The 15,039-nt window shown below is 52.0% G+C and carries 8 protein-coding genes; 6 read left to right on the top strand and 2 right to left on the bottom strand.

Going from position 1 to position 15,039, the window contains the following annotated elements; genetic code table 11:
- The first annotated feature begins 284 nt into the window (after positions 1 to 284).
- A complete protein-coding gene (locus CFK45_RS07170) occupies positions 285 to 3,089 on the top strand; it encodes a bifunctional aconitate hydratase 2/2-methylisocitrate dehydratase (RefSeq protein ID WP_096085767.1) in 2,805 nt (934 codons plus the stop codon).
- A 152-nt stretch (positions 3,090 to 3,241) separates the two neighbouring features.
- On the opposite strand, the gene CFK45_RS07165 is transcribed toward CFK45_RS07170, so the two are convergent.
- Entirely contained in the window at positions 3,242 to 3,580 is a 339-nt protein-coding gene (locus tag CFK45_RS07165; RefSeq protein ID WP_143247499.1) for a hypothetical protein, read from the bottom strand.
- A 25-nt stretch (positions 3,581 to 3,605) separates the two neighbouring features.
- On the opposite strand from CFK45_RS07165, the gene CFK45_RS07160 reads away from it, so the two are divergent.
- The 5 genes from CFK45_RS07160 (at position 3,606) to CFK45_RS07140 (ending at position 13,878) form a co-directional block, all read left to right on the top strand.
- Positions 3,606 to 4,937 carry a helix-turn-helix transcriptional regulator gene (locus CFK45_RS07160; protein ID WP_096085765.1) on the top strand — a complete coding sequence of 444 codons (1,332 nt, stop codon included), beginning with the start codon at positions 3,606 to 3,608 and terminating at the stop codon, positions 4,935 to 4,937.
- A gap of 315 nt (positions 4,938 to 5,252) precedes the next feature.
- Positions 5,253 to 8,582, top strand: a complete 3,330-nt coding sequence (locus tag CFK45_RS07155; protein ID WP_096085764.1) for an FG-GAP-like repeat-containing protein — start codon at positions 5,253 to 5,255, stop codon at positions 8,580 to 8,582.
- Positions 8,583 to 8,935: 353 nt separating this feature from the next.
- Positions 8,936 to 10,597 (top strand): sugar porter family MFS transporter, encoded by a 1,662-nt coding sequence (locus CFK45_RS07150; protein ID WP_096085763.1) that lies wholly within the window; start codon positions 8,936 to 8,938, stop codon positions 10,595 to 10,597.
- A gap of 149 nt (positions 10,598 to 10,746) precedes the next feature.
- Complete coding sequence (locus tag CFK45_RS07145) at positions 10,747 to 11,244, top strand: YchJ family protein (RefSeq protein WP_096085762.1); 498 nt, start codon at positions 10,747 to 10,749, stop codon at positions 11,242 to 11,244.
- Between the two features lie 51 nt (positions 11,245 to 11,295).
- A complete protein-coding gene (locus CFK45_RS07140; RefSeq protein ID WP_096085761.1) occupies positions 11,296 to 13,878 on the top strand; it encodes a glycoside hydrolase family 2 TIM barrel-domain containing protein in 2,583 nt (860 codons plus the stop codon).
- A 110-nt stretch (positions 13,879 to 13,988) separates the two neighbouring features.
- On the opposite strand, the gene rluB is transcribed toward CFK45_RS07140, so the two are convergent.
- A complete protein-coding gene (gene rluB, locus CFK45_RS07135; RefSeq protein WP_204378433.1) occupies positions 13,989 to 14,888 on the bottom strand; it encodes a 23S rRNA pseudouridine(2605) synthase RluB in 900 nt (299 codons plus the stop codon).
- Positions 14,889 to 15,039 lie beyond the last annotated feature (151 nt).

Here is a 15,039-nt window from a genome sequence, read left to right as displayed (position 1 = left end):
CTTAACTCAGATCAAGATTTAGGCTAGAATACGCGCCCGCTTTTCTGTGCGTTGAACGCCCAGAACCGGGCTTGAACCATGGCATGGCTCAGGCCCCACATCAGCCACGGCGGCTGATAGCCTCAGTTGGCAGCGATCCTGCCTCGCTGAGTAAACCCAAATCTATAGAGGACAAACAATCGTGTTAGAAGCCTATCGTGCACACGCCGAAGAGCGTGCAGCTCCCGGTATTGATCTTTTCGAGCCTTTAAAGCATACCAACATTGATACCCTGGAGGCCTAAAGTGAGTTTATATAGTCAATACCTAGAGGAAATCGAGACCCGCAAAAACGAGCTGGGCTTGCATCCAAAACCGATTGATAGCGCAGAGCTGCTGGCTGAGATCATTGAGCAAATCAAAGATGTAAACAACGAGTACCGCAAAGACTCGCTTAACTTTTTCATCTACAACACCCTGCCAGGCACCACCAGCGCAGCGGGTGTAAAAGCTAAATTCCTTAAAGAAATCATTTTGGGCGAAGCGAGCGTTGCCGAGATCAGCGCTGATTTTGCCTTTGAGCTGCTTTCACACATGAAAGGCGGCCCTTCTATTGAAGTACTGCTAGACCTAGTGATCGACGGCAGCGACGCTGCGATCGCCAAGCAAGCGGCCGACGTACTGAAAACTCAGGTGTTCTTGTACGATGCCGACACCGCACGCTTAAAAGCTGCGTACGAAAAAGGCTGCCCAATCTGTAAAGACATCCTTGAGAGCTACGCAAAAGCCGAGTTCTTTACCAACCTGCCTGAAATCGACGAGAAAATCGACGTTGTGACCTTTATTGCTGGTGAAGGCGATATCTCTACCGATTTGCTGTCTCCGGGCAACCAGGCGCACTCGCGTGCCGACCGCGAACTTCACGGCCAGTGCATGATCACGCCAGAAGCCCAGCAGGAAATCGTTGAGCTTCAGAAGAAACACCCTCAGGCCAAAGTGATGCTGATCGCCGAGAAAGGCACCATGGGTGTTGGTTCTTCGCGTATGTCCGGTGTGAACAACGTGGCCTTGTGGGCTGGTAAGCAAGCAAGCCCCTACGTGCCCTTTGTCAACATCGCTCCTGTAGTCGCCGGTACGAATGGCATCTCGCCCATCTTCCTCACTACCGTTGGCGTAACCGGCGGTATCGGCCTTGACCTTAAAAACTGGGTCAAAAAGACCGACGAAGCTGGCAATGTAGTTAAAGACGAGAACGGCGACCCTGTATTGGAAGAAGCCTACTCCGTAGCCACGGGCACCGTTCTGACCATCGATACCAAAGCCAAGAAGCTGTACAACGGCGAGCAAGAGCTGGTTGACGTGGCCTCTGCTTTCACCCCGCAAAAAGTGGAATTTATGAAAGCCGGTGGTTCTTACGCCGTTGTATTCGGTAAGAAACTACAAACCCTGGCAGCAGAAACCCTCGGTATTGAAGCACCACAGGTTTACGCCGCCTCTAAAGAAATCAGCGTTGAAGGCCAGGGCCTGACTGCGGTCGAAAAAATCTTCAACCGCAACGCAGTGGGCGTAGCCTCTGAAGCGAACCTGCACGCAGGTTCTGACGTACGCGTTAAGGTGAATATCGTTGGCTCACAGGACACTACTGGCCCAATGACTGCGCAAGAGCTTGAAGCCATGGCAGCTTCAACCATCTCTTCTGACGTAGACGCGGGTTACCAGTCAGGCTGTCACACCGCTTCTGTTTGGGATAAAAAAGCGCAAGCGAATATTCCTAAACTGATGAAGTTTATGAACGACTTTGGTTTGATCACCGCGCGTGATCCTAAAGGCGTTTACCACGCGATGACCGACGTGATCCACAAGGTTCTTAATGACCTGACTATTGATGATCGCTCCATCATTATCGGTGGTGACTCGCACACCCGTATGTCTAAGGGTGTCGCTTTCGGTGCGGACTCCGGCACCGTTGCCCTGGCACTGGCCACCGGTGAAGCCACCATGCCCATCCCTGAGTCAGTTAAAGTGACGTTCAAAGGCAAGATGGCCAGCCACATGGACTTCCGCGACGTGGTCCACGCCACTCAAGCGCAAATGCTTAAGCAATTTGGCGGCGAGAACGTGTTCCAGGGCCGTATTATCGAAGTACATATCGGTACTTTGTTGGCCGACCAAGCCTTCACCTTTACCGACTGGACTGCAGAGATGAAGGCAAAAGCCTCTATCTGTATCTCTAACGACCAAACCCTGATCGAATCTATCGAGCTTGCTAAGAGCCGCATCCAGATCATGATCGACAAAGGCATGGATAACGAAGCCAAGACCCTTGCCGGCCTGATCGAGCTTGCCGACAAGCGTATCGCTGGTATCAAGTCTGGCGAGCAACCAGCCTTGGCACCAGATAACAACGCTAAGTACTACGCCGAAGTACTGGTTGATTTGGACCAGATCGCCGAGCCGATGATCGCTGACCCGGACGTCAATAACGAAGACGTATCCAAGCGCTACACCCACGACGTGATCCGCCCGGTATCTTTCTACGAAGGCCGCCCGGTAGACCTTGGTTTTGTTGGTTCGTGTATGGTGCACAAAGGCGACATGCAGATCATTGCGCAAATGCTTCGCAACCTTGAGAAGCAAGGCGAAATCACCTTCAACGCGCCGCTTGTTGTTGCGCCACCAACCTACAACATTGTCGACGAGCTTAAAGCCGAAGGCGATTGGGACATCCTCGAAAAATACGCAGGTTTTGTATTTGACGACGAGCACCCGAAAGGCGAAGCGCGCACCAAGTACGACAACATCCTCTACCTCGAGCGCCCGGGTTGTAACCTGTGCATGGGTAACCAGGAAAAAGCCGAGCCAGGTGATACCGTTATCGCCACCTCAACTCGCCTGTTCCAAGGCCGTGTTGTTGCCGACTCTGCCGATAAGAAAGGCGAGTCGCTGCTAGGTTCTACGCCACTTGTTGTACTGTCTTCTATCTTGGGTCGTTTCCCAACCATGGACGAGTACACCGCTGCGGTTGAAGGCATCGATCTGACGCGCTTCGCACCACCTAGCGAAGAGCTCAGCACCGAACCTTCTGCCGAGCCGATAAGGATTGTTGGCTAAAGCAGAATTAAGGCCCTAGCTTGCAGATTTAAGCCTTTCCCGGTTTTTTATGCCAAGCCAGCCTTATTATTTAAAGCCTCAAGCGGCAACGCTTGGGGCTTTTTTATTTTTGGCTTTAGCTCACGCCCCACCCTTTGCCCCAACACTGTTGTTCACTTGAGCGCAAACATCCCGGAACCAAGCTGATGCGGGTTTTCTTGGGGCGCCGTTAACCCGTCCATGGGGTCTTCGCCGCCGCATCCTTGCGGCGAAGACCCAATCAAACCCGCATCAGCTTCGCTCCTACCATCTCGGTACATCATTAAGTGAACATTGCGCTCTTTGCCCACCTTGTTCACCCAAACAATGTAAGCGCTTAATTTGTAATAAAATTTGCGCCAGCCTTGACAATGAATGCGTAAAAAAACGAAGATGAGCCCCGCCGTTGTTGTCAGCTCGACACAACTTACACCCCATTTGCGCTTGCGCCTAAAAGAATAAACCGCTGCCAAACTGCTACGCACCGGACAAAACACGATGTTTAATATTCCGGATATTATTTTAAATAATGTTGTGCTGCCGCTTTTATCTGCGCAGCTATTTATTATTGTGGCTTTGTACTTTAATTTTTTCGGCAGGCATGTGCTCAAGGCCCTGCTGTCGTTTAATATATTTATTGGCGCCTATGTATTTTATTTGGCAGCCAACGTACTGCAGTTTTACGCGCGAACACCGGTTGATTTTTCAATATTGTATTTGCGACTAACACTGATACTGAGTCTCGGCCTGCCCTGCCTGACCCTGTTTTTAATTGCCCAGTGTCAACGAACGCTGCCCAATACCGTTAAAGCCCTGCCTTTTTTTGTGGGTATGGCTATGTCCGTGCTTTACACCATTGGTTCCGATGCCCGCCACCAACAGCTTTTATTTGACGCAAAATTTGCCAATTTAATTGAGCTAAATATTTTTGGCCCTTTTCATATCGATGCCGAAATGTTTTCGGTAATACTGACAGCAACGCTGCCAAGCTTGCTTTTATTAGTGCTTGAACTGCGTCAGGAGCGCAGAAAAACCTGCCTGGCATTTATTGGCGGAGCCTTAATCATCTCGCTGAGTTATGTCGCCGGCCTGTCGAGCAGACGCTACTGGCTGTACCACGTTGGCGCCAGCCTGACTGCCCTGTACTGGCTAAAAACCGTATACAGCGACATTCAACAAAATAAGAGCCAGACTCAGTTGCTAAAAGAGCAGCTAAAACAACAGATACAAGAGCAGGAGACTGAACTGCAGCCTGCAATTGATCAGCTGCTGCGCGCGATTGAAGCTGAAAGCAGCAACCTGCAACACTACAAACTGAAAATTCGCGAGATACTAAACGAGCTAACTGAGCTTACCATCGAAGCCGGCGGCGACGCCGACAGCCTGCTCGAAAGAAATTTAAGCAAAATCGAATCGCTATTAAAAAGCAATGACGCGGCAACTGTGCGCAACATCGCCAACCAGGAGACAAGCAACCTAAAAGACATTATTACCCGCCTACCACAAAAACGCAGCGAAACGATTATCGCCGAAACCAAGGCTTACATACACCAACACTTCGATCAGAATATTGATATTGCAGACTTGGCCAACAATGTTCACGTCAGCGAATCCTATTTAATGCGTTGCTTTAAAAAGCACGCGGGCTGCACCATCAAACAATATCTCACTCACTACCGCATTGAACAAGCCAAAGTACTGCTGACCAGCATGAGTGTCGCAGAGGCGGCCTTTGCTGTTGGTTTTAATGACTCAAACTACTTTAGCAATGTCTTTAAGCGCTTTACCGGTAGCTCTCCGCAGCAGTATAAAAATCAGCGAAGCGCTTAAACGTAAACGGTTTCTTTTGTCGCAGAAAAAAACAATAGACAAAATTAGTGTACGTTTTTGTCCATTTGGCCATCTGTAAAAAAATGAACTACGGCCCAAACAAACGCTAAGCCACTGCTTTTAAAACACTTTTTCAAGATTTTATTCATTTTTATTTGTTCATATTTCTTAAGGATGACAGCGCCTGCGGCTGTTAGCCTGAACGCACTTAAGCACAGTTGTATATGGACATAGGCGCTGGCAGCCGTGCCGCGCGTTTATTACAAAGATAAAAATTAAAAAGTCCCAATAGGATATTGGGTACAGGACATCTGTATGAGTTTGCCTGCGTTAACTATCAACGCATTAAATAAAAGCGTCATATATTCTGCACTGATTGCAGCAATGCTTGTTGCACTTGGCGCCTGCAACGCTGAAAACGACGACAGCGCTTCGCCATCGCCAAGCCCGATCAGCTCAAGCACTCCAAGCGTTTCACCAGCAGCTTCACCCCTGCCCTCACCGCTGAGCTCGCCATCACCTTCGGTTAACGCAACGCCTGCCGCAAGCCCAAGCCCAAGCCCAAGCCCAAGCCCAAGCCCAAGCCCAACAGACAGCCTATTAAATATTGGCAAAATTAATGACCAACAAGCCTACAGCTTTAAATATCAAGTTGATAGCGCAACCCTGCAGCGCGTTGACTTAAATGTTGCCATTGAACACAACTACGCCAACCTGAGCCTGTTAAGTGATGGCAAACGCCTGCTCGACAATATTGACATCGCCCACGCCGGTGAGCACCAACTCAGCGCCCTTGTCGACTTTGAATCGACAGGGGAAAAAACCATCGAACTGGCTGTGCGCGGCGCCGAGCTACAAGTAAAAAGCCTGGTGTTTAGCGCGGCGGCATCAAGCGCGCTGCCGCGCTATCGCAATATTTCTGAAGAGCTTGGTTTGCTAGACGAGCCCAGCCTCAAATACGGTGGCCCGACCATCGCCGATATCGATAACGATGGCGACTACGATCTGGTGCTAAACAACCACAACGACTCGCCGAGTAAACTCTACTGGAACAATGGCGATGCTGGCCTTGAGAAAAACATTCCGGACTTAGCACTGTGGAACAAAATGGATCTGCACGGCTCGGCCGCCGGTGACTACGACAACGACGGCGATCTTGATCTATTGATCTCGCTTGGCGGCGGCAACGGCACCCTGCCCCAGCCACCGGTATTTTATCGCAACGACAACGGCACCATGGTACGCGCCGACGCTGTTGTTGGCCTGACCAGCGGCGCTCGCGGCCGCGCGCCACGCTGGGGCGACTTTGACTTAGATGGCGACTTAGATTTAGCCCTGATCAACGCCCACGGCATCAATGGCCAAAGCGGTTCGCAGCATATTTTTTATCAAAATCTCGGCGATGGCCGCTTTGAAGTCATTGAGGTGCCCGGCATTGCGTATCAAAACGCCGAGCGCGCGCTGATGCTGGATTTTAACCGCGACGGCATCGACGACTTTTTATTATTTTCTCCGACCACTCTGTGGCAAGGCAATGGCGACTACAGTTTCACCAATGTCACCGACAGCTGGTTGCCCGAAGCGGCGCGCGAACGCTGGGGCATCATGGCGGCAAGCGACATCGATGTCGACAACGACGGTGACTACGACCTTTACCTGGCCGCAGGCAAAGGCTATTACACGGTCGCCGATAAATCGCTCGACTTTAACCCGCAAACTAAGCGCCTGGATATACGTGACAAAGCCGACGCCGCATTAACCACAGCCATGCGCTTTAGCGCCGAGGGCAATATCAGCGTAAGCGAGTTTGAGCTGGTGACCCTGCCAAGCTATGTCGACGCCTTCCCTATCTTTTTGGGTGAGCAAAAAATCGCTCACAGCGTCGACTACGACGACCAACTTGAAATCAGCCGCGACAGCGCCGAGGGCTGGCCAGACGACAGGAGCCTGAACGGTATTTATATTGGCCACAGCGGCGATGGCCAGTGGCAGATTGAGTGGGTTCGCGACCGGCGCCTGGCCTGGCAGTTGGCATTTAGTGTACACGGCGTTGACAGCATCGATAGCGAGTGGGCACCCAACAACCGCAACGTACAAGACATGCTGCTTATTAACGATGGCGGCAAGTACGTCGACGGCTCAGATAGTTGGAACATCCCTAAGGGCGGCAACCACTGGGGCGTGACTCACGGCGACTTTAACAACGACGGCCACAACGACTTGTTTGTGTATCGTTTTGCTTATCTCAAAGAGCGCGTTGCCGATTACATGCTGCTCAATACCGGCAAGGGCTACTTTGAGCTTGCCACGCCAGAGCAGGCAACTGAGCTCGGCACCAGCGCCCACGGCGATTCTGGCCAGGCCTTTGATTTTGATCTCGATGGTGACGTCGACATCCTAAGCGGCGACGACGAGTTTGGCGTCTGGCATTTATTTGCCAATCAGCACATCGAAAACAATAACAACAGCGGCAACTACAGCCTTGTGCACGTCGGCTACAGCCCGTTGGCCAATGTCGATGCGATTTCGGCGGAAGTCATCATCAGCGCAGGCGACAAGCGCTACCAAAAGCGCGTGGCCTCATCCGGTGAAGTATTTTCCCAAAGCCTGCTTAACATACTGCATTTTGGCCTCGGCGACGAAGAGCACATCGAACAGGTCGAAATTCGCTGGCGCAACGGGGAAACAGTTTTACTTCACAACCAGGGCGTTAACAAGCTGCTAAAAAGCGCCGATGGAAGCCTGCCGCCGCCAAGCGCACTAAAGCTCGAGCCCAGAGCGGTCGAGTTGCGCCTCGGCACAAAGCTACAGCTGGACGTAGAACTTGAGCCAATGAATGCAAACCCTCAGCTGCGCTGGTCTTCGAGCAATGCCGCGATCGCCAGTGTCGACAACCAAGGCCTTGTCAGCGGCAACACGCTCGGCTCAGCGGTGAGCATCCAGGCGCAGTCCACCGTCAACAGCGTTGCCGACTCGGTGGTTGTTGATGTGGTTGAATTTTACGACATCCCGGTTGAAGCCATTGCGGTTGAGCCTGAAAGTGCCCTGGTATTGACCGGCGCGCGAACTCAGCTAAGCGCCACCATTGCACCGCCAAATGCAGATAACACCGCGCTACAGTGGCGCTCGAGCGACGACAGTATTGCCAACGTAGATAACACCGGCCTGGTTACCGGCCTTAGTGATGGCCAGGCGATTATCACCGCAACAAGCCTCGAAGGTGGCTTTGAAGATTACAGTCAAATCACCGTTGAAAGCTATGCCCCGGCGTCGCTCAGCTTCGACGATAAAAACTATTACATCAACACCCACTTTGATCACTCCGAAAAGCTTGAGGTTAACGTTAATTACGATGCCGGTACGGGCAACACCGTTGTCGCCGGCGCCCGCGGAGGCTTGGTGTTCTGGCTGCGCCAGCTCAATGCCTCGTGGATACCTGTCGCCGAAGATATAAAAATCGTCGACACCAGTGTTATTGGCAGCCGCTTGGGCAGTGCTTCGGCAAGCTTTTCACTCGAAGGCCTGCCGGCCAGTGACGAGCTCGATAGCGGCAACTTTTATTTTCTGTGGGTGACCTTTAGCAACAGCGACGGTGAAGAAATTGATGTATCGGCCTCGCCACTGACTATTGGCGCGGCGCCGTGATTCAGGCTTTAGGCACTTGCCGAAAACAGTTTAACCCCGGACTACTACGTCGATAAGCTCTCCTTTATCCGTCAGTAGTCACCCCGCCGATGAGTCCCCCGTACGACTCACCCGGTGTTTTGAGAGCCCGCACGGGCGGCTCTCTTTTTTTCTTTTTACCCCCAGATAACAGCGCTCAGGCAAAACAGCTGTGTAAAAAAGCCGCGTTAACACTTATAACCACACAACCTAGTGACTCGTAGCAACAACAAAATATACGTTCTATGACGAAGATCAGGTATGATTGCAGGCTTACTCGCCCATGGCTTGTTAACAATTTACAATAATGATCCGCACAAAGACGGGAAAGCAAGATGTCAGATACACCCAGCACAGAAATGACGGCCGGCGCCATGTCGGACGCAGCAACGGATTCACAGCAGAGTAATTTCATGTCAAAAGAAAAACGTAATGCGTTTGCCTACGCGTTTATTGTCGCCATCGGTGGCTTTATCTTTGGTCTAGATCTGATGCTCATTTCAGGGACCTGGGAGTCATTAACGATTCAATACAACCTGACTGCCGCCCAGCAGGGTTTGATTGTCAGCGGCCCCGGTATTGGCGCCCTTGCGGCACTTGCCGTTGCCGGCATCTTCTGTGACCGCTACGGCCGCAAAGCGACACTGCTGGTGATCGCCGCACTCTACACCATCTCTGCCATTGGTTCGGCCTGGGCCCCCTCTTGGATGTGGCTGTTTACCTTCCGCCTGATCGGCGGCCTTGCGTTTACCTCACTGAGCCTTGCGTCGATGTATATCGGTGAAATTGCTCCGCCTCATATGCGCGGCAAACTTGTCGGCATGAACCAATTAAATATTGCCGTCGGCATCCTCGCCGCATCGTTTTTTAATTACTGGATTGTCGGTGTTGTCGCCGATGGTGGCACCGCCTGGGCCAACGCCATTAATTTAACCGAAGCCAATATTTGGCGCTGGATGCTCGGCATGGAAATTGTACCGGCCATTATCTGGCTTGCTTTACTGGTCATCATTCCCGAAAGCCCGCGCTGGCTGATGATTAACGGCAAACACAAAAAAGCCGAAAGTGTCTTGCGCAAAATTACCCCCGCTGACGAAGTTGAAGAAGAGCTGCGTCAAATCGAAGAAAACCTCAAAGATACAAACCACACCGTCAGCTACCCCCAGCAGGCCAAAATTTTATTTAGCAAGCGCATGCGCATCGCCTTGTATATTGGCCTGGCGATGGCCGTTGTTCAGCCAATGACAGGTATGAACGCCGCCCTGGCCTTTATGCCAACTATTTTCTCGCAAGCCGGCGCTGGCGACGACGCCTTCTTTAACACCATGCTGATCAGCTTTGTCGGTATGTTTTTTACCCTGTTTGCGCTGGCGGTTATCGATAAGCTCGGTCGCCGCTTGATTTTGCTCGGCGGCCTTGCCGCGTGCACCCTGGGCATGGCTCTGATCACCTGGGGTTTTGGTACCGCCGTCTATGAAATCACTCCAGAAGCGCTGGCCTTTGTTTCCGACAAAGTGGATGTGGCCCTGCTGCAACCGCTGTTAAGCCAGGAATTTACCAGCGAAACCGCGTTCAAAGCCGCTGTATTGCAGGCCGTTGGCGCTGAAAGCATGAACGTTATCGAAAGTGACCTGCTTATTCACGCGGCGAGTATGCACGGCGCGCTGGTTCTTGCCGGCCTGCTGATTTTTGTCTGCTCTTACAACTTCTCGGTTGGCCCCGTACTTTGGATTCTGTTTTCAGAAGTATTCCCAACTAAAGTTCGCGCACTGGCCATTACCGGCTGTGCATTTATTACCTCAGTATTTGGCGGTTTTGTTGTGCCGGCTTTCTTCCCAGTGCAACTTGAAGTATTTGGCTCAACTTATACCTTTGTTATTTATGCGATCTTCTGCGCCGTTGGTTTTGGCCTGATGTATGTACTGTGCCCGGAAACTAAAAATCGCACCATCGAAGAAATTGAGAAAGAGCTATCTGAGCGCAGCTTAAAAGCCTAAGCAAGCCTTTACGACGTTCAAGGCGGTCAATGACCGCCTTTTTTATATCTGGCTTATCGCCGCGATATTTAAAACAGCCTTAGCCTGCTCAATGCTCACACCTCTTTGCAAAAAAACTGCAATACATTTACGCAGAGTTTTTAAAACGCATGCAAAAACAACTGTGCCCCTGTGGCAGCCAGCTACCCTACGCGACATGCTGTGAGGTTTTACACTTAAAACCCGAGCAAGCCGCCACTGCCGAAGCGTTAATGCGCTCGCGCTTTAGCGCTTTTTACTTAAATAAAGCCGCCTACCTTGTCGAGACCTTGCACCCGAGCAAACGCGCAGATGACGAATACGAACAAGTTCGGCGCAGTATTGCCAACACCCAGTGGCTGTCGCTGCGCATTTTAAAAGCCAGCAGCAAGAGTGTTGAGTTTGTCGCCTTTTATCGCGCGCGCGCGGAGCACAGCTCCCCGATTAATTTTGCCCAGCTTCACGAACAGTCAAACTTTGTATTTGAACATCAGCGCTGGTTTTATCTCGACGGCAAACAACTGCCAGCGATAAAAATCGGCCGCAACGATGACTGCCCCTGCGCAAGCGGTTTAAAATACAAGCGCTGCCAACACAGCCAGCTTTTAGAGCGCCCCAACTCCAGCTAGACAGCTGAACCGATCGTTAACTTAGAGAACAATAAATATTCAGGAAAGCACATGAAGTTCAGACACCTTTTATTTAAGCCTTGCCTTGACAAGCACCACCTGGCAAAGCCTCAGCGATTGATCTTGGCAATAACTATTGCTGCCAGCGTCGCGCTTGGCGCCTGCGCTAAAAAACCAGAGGCTCCCGTTGAACAGGTGAGCGCTGAGCGCAATGTCGATTTTAATTTTAACTGGCAATTTAGCCTTGACGACAGCGCCGAGTTTTCCAAAGTCGACTTCGACAGCAGCCATTGGCGCACGCTGAGACTGCCACACGACTGGAGCATTGAAGCGGATTTTGACAAAGAACTCGACGGCGCCACCGCTTACCTGCCCGGCGGTATTGGCTGGTATCGAAAAAGCTTTGTGCTCGATAAGAATAAAATTAGTTACCTGTATTTTGACGGCATCTACAACAACAGCGAAATCTGGCTCAACGGCGAAAAAATCGGTGGCCGCATCAATGGTTACACCCCGTTTTACTACGAAATAAGCCAGTATTTAAAACCTGCAGGGCAAACAAATGTGCTGGCAATACGGGTCGATCGCAGCCGCTATATCGACAGCCGCTGGTATCCGGGCTCGGGTATTTATCGCGACGTGCAGTTAATTCAAACTGACCTGATGCACATTCCCCCCTGGGGCACCTATGTCAAAACCCCCACGGCCACCAGCGAGCTCGGCGAACTGGAAATTGATGTCTCGATCGCCAATAAATATCCACAAAGTCACAAGATTGAGCTAAAAACCAGCGTACTGGATGCCGAGGGCAATACCGTTGCCTCAACCAGCACTGAAGCGACTTTGTCGTCGCGCTCGGCAAACACCCTGCGCCAGCACATTCAAGTTAGCCAACCGTCACTGTGGAGCCCGGATAATCCTGCGCTCTATACCGCGCGCACAGAAATTTATGCGCAGAAAAAACTCATTGATAGTTACGATACCCGCTTTGGTTTTCGCCATATTCGCTACGACGCCAACGAAGGGTTTTTCTTAAACGGCGTAAACACGCCCATTAAAGGTGTCAATCTACACCACGATGCCGGTGCGCTCGGTGCGGCCGTGCCCGATGACGTCTGGCGCCGCCGCCTTGAAAAACTCAAGCGGGCCGGCACCAATGCACTGCGCATGGCACACAACCCCTCATCTGTGAATTTGCTGCGCCTGGCCGATGAAATGGGCTTTTTAGTGCAGTCTGAAATTTTTGATGAATGGGACAACCCCAAAGACAAACGCCTGAATCAATGGGAGCGCCACGACGACTATATCAGCCGCGGCTACGCCGACTGGTTTCAACAAGAAGCCGAATCCGATTTAAAACTTGCAGTAAAGCGCGATCGCAATCACCCTTCGGTGGTGATGTGGAGCATCGGCAACGAAATCGAATGGACCTACCCTCGCTACAAAGAGGCGACCGGTTATTTTGATATGAATGCATCGGGCAATTATTTTTATAACCCGCCGTTTATTAGCCCCGAAGAAATTCGCAAACGCTTTTTCGACAGCCCCGAAGGCCCCTATGTGCTTGCCAATACCGCAAAAAAGCTGAGCAAGTGGGTTAAAGAAGTCGACAATACCCGCCCGGTCACCGCCAACCTGATTCTGCCGTCAGTGAGCCACTTAAGCGGCTACACCGATGCGCTCGACATTATCGGCTACAGCTATCGCCGTGTAATCTACGACTACGGCCACAAGCTCTACCCAGGCAAAATGATTATGGGCACCGAAAACGTGCCGCAGTGGCACGAGTGGAAGGCGGTGGAAGATCGCGACTTTATTCCCGGTACCTTTTTGTGGACGGGCATCGACTACCTCGGTGAAAGCCACAACGCCTGGCCGCGCAAGGCCGTTACCAGTGGTTTATTGGACACCGCCGGCTTCGACAACCCGAGCTTTCACATGTTTAAGTCACTGTGGAACGACGAGCCCCATATTTACATCAGCTCGCAAACCGAAGAAAAGTCTTTGTACCGCGAGCAAGATGGCAGCGTCGTTGAAAAAGAACCTGGCAAGTGGGCCGAACGCGTCTGGATCTGGCAAGACGTTAACCGCCACTGGAACTATCAAGACGGTGAAAAAGTTATTGTTGAAGTGCTGAGCAACTGTGAAGCGGTTGAACTCTTTCTCAACGAGCGCTCACTGGGTGTGCAAAAGCTTGCCGACAACGACGATCGCGAGCTGAAATGGGCGCTGGACTACGAAGCGGGAACACTGCGAGCCAAAGGTTTAGGTGATTGCGCAAGCGAAGACAAAATCCGCACCGCCGGCAGCGCCACCGACGTCGAACTAAGCAGCGATAAAAGCAGCTTGGCATTTGATAACTACGAAGTCGCCCACATCGTCGCACAGTTAAAAGATGCCGATGGCAACAAGGTAAGCCACCAGGAATTGCCGCTTAAACTGAGCTTGAGCGATAACCTGGAACTGCTGGGCGCCGACAACGGCGATACCACAACCATGCAGCGCTACCAAAGCCCGGAACTCTCAAGCGACCAGGGCCAGGCCCTATTTGTTATTCGCCGCACGGCCGCAGGCCCGGCAAGCGTTAAGGTAACAGCGGGCAAATTAAAGGCTGCCAAACTGACGCTGAATTAACAAGGGTTAACAAGCTCGGCTCGTTTGCCGCAATAAAAAAGGGTGTGCTTTTTAGCACGCCCTTTTTTTGTTGAGCTTTATAAAGCTCAGCCCACAGTTTTAAGCGCTAACTAGCGCCGGCGCTGATTGCGTTTTCCCGCACCTTGCGCCGAAGAGCGCAGCTTGCGCACGTGGCGTTTGCGCTGCTCATCTTTGCGGCGCTGAAACGGCTTGCGCGCCGGGGCCGGCAAACCTGCGGTGGAGCACAGGTCTTTTAGCTCTTTGTCGCCAAGTTCTATCCACTGGCCAACACGCACGTGGCTCGGCACAAAAATATTGCCAAAACGCACGCGCTTTAAGCGATTTACCTGCAGCCCCTGACTTTCCCACAAGCGCCTGACTTCGCGGTTGCGCCCTTCCATCACCACACAGTAATACCACTGGTGAGCACTGCCCTCTTCGTTATTCGGCGACTCGGCAATATCGGTAAAACGCGCCGGGCCATCGTCGAGCTCTACCCCGTTGGTCAAGGTGCGGCGCATATCTTCGCTCAGCTCACCGCGCACACGCACAAGGTACTCGCGGTCAATATTTGACGACGGATGCATCAGCTTGTTGGCCAGCTCGCCGTTATTGGTAAACAGCAGCAAACCCGAAGTATTGATATCGAGGCGGCCTATTTGTATCCAGCGGCCATTGTTTAGACGCGGCAACCTGTCAAACACCGTTGGTCGCCCTTCGGGATCGTGGCGCGTACATATTTCACCTTCGGGCTTGTTGTACAAAAGCACACGCATATCTTCGTCGGCAGCGCTTAAGCGCACACGTTTGCCGGCCAGCTCAACCGTATCGCTCAGCAGAACCCTGTCGCCCAGCTTGGCTTGCTGACCGTTAACCGTAACCCGGCCGGCACTGATTTCCCGCTCCATTTCTCGCCTGGAGCCGAGACCGCAGCGCGCGAGCACTTTTTGCAGTTTCTCACCTTCGGGCGCGGCGGCCATATCCTCATGTTCAAACTGCTCATCGCTCATTGTCTTGCTCCTCGGGCTCGCCTGCAATTACCGCGGTTTCACTGCCAAACAAACTGTTGGCAACGGTTTTAGTGTCGGCTTCGGCTTCGGCTTCGGCTTCGGCTTCGGCTTCGGCTTCGGCTTCGGCTTCGGCTTCGGCTTCGGCTTCGGC

The sequence above is a fragment of the Agaribacterium haliotis genome, from assembly GCF_002312815.1.
Taxonomy (GTDB): domain Bacteria; phylum Pseudomonadota; class Gammaproteobacteria; order Pseudomonadales; family Cellvibrionaceae; genus Agaribacterium; species Agaribacterium haliotis.
The sequence above is the reverse complement of the archived record's forward strand: the minus strand, read 5'-3'. Positions and strand labels throughout refer to the sequence as shown.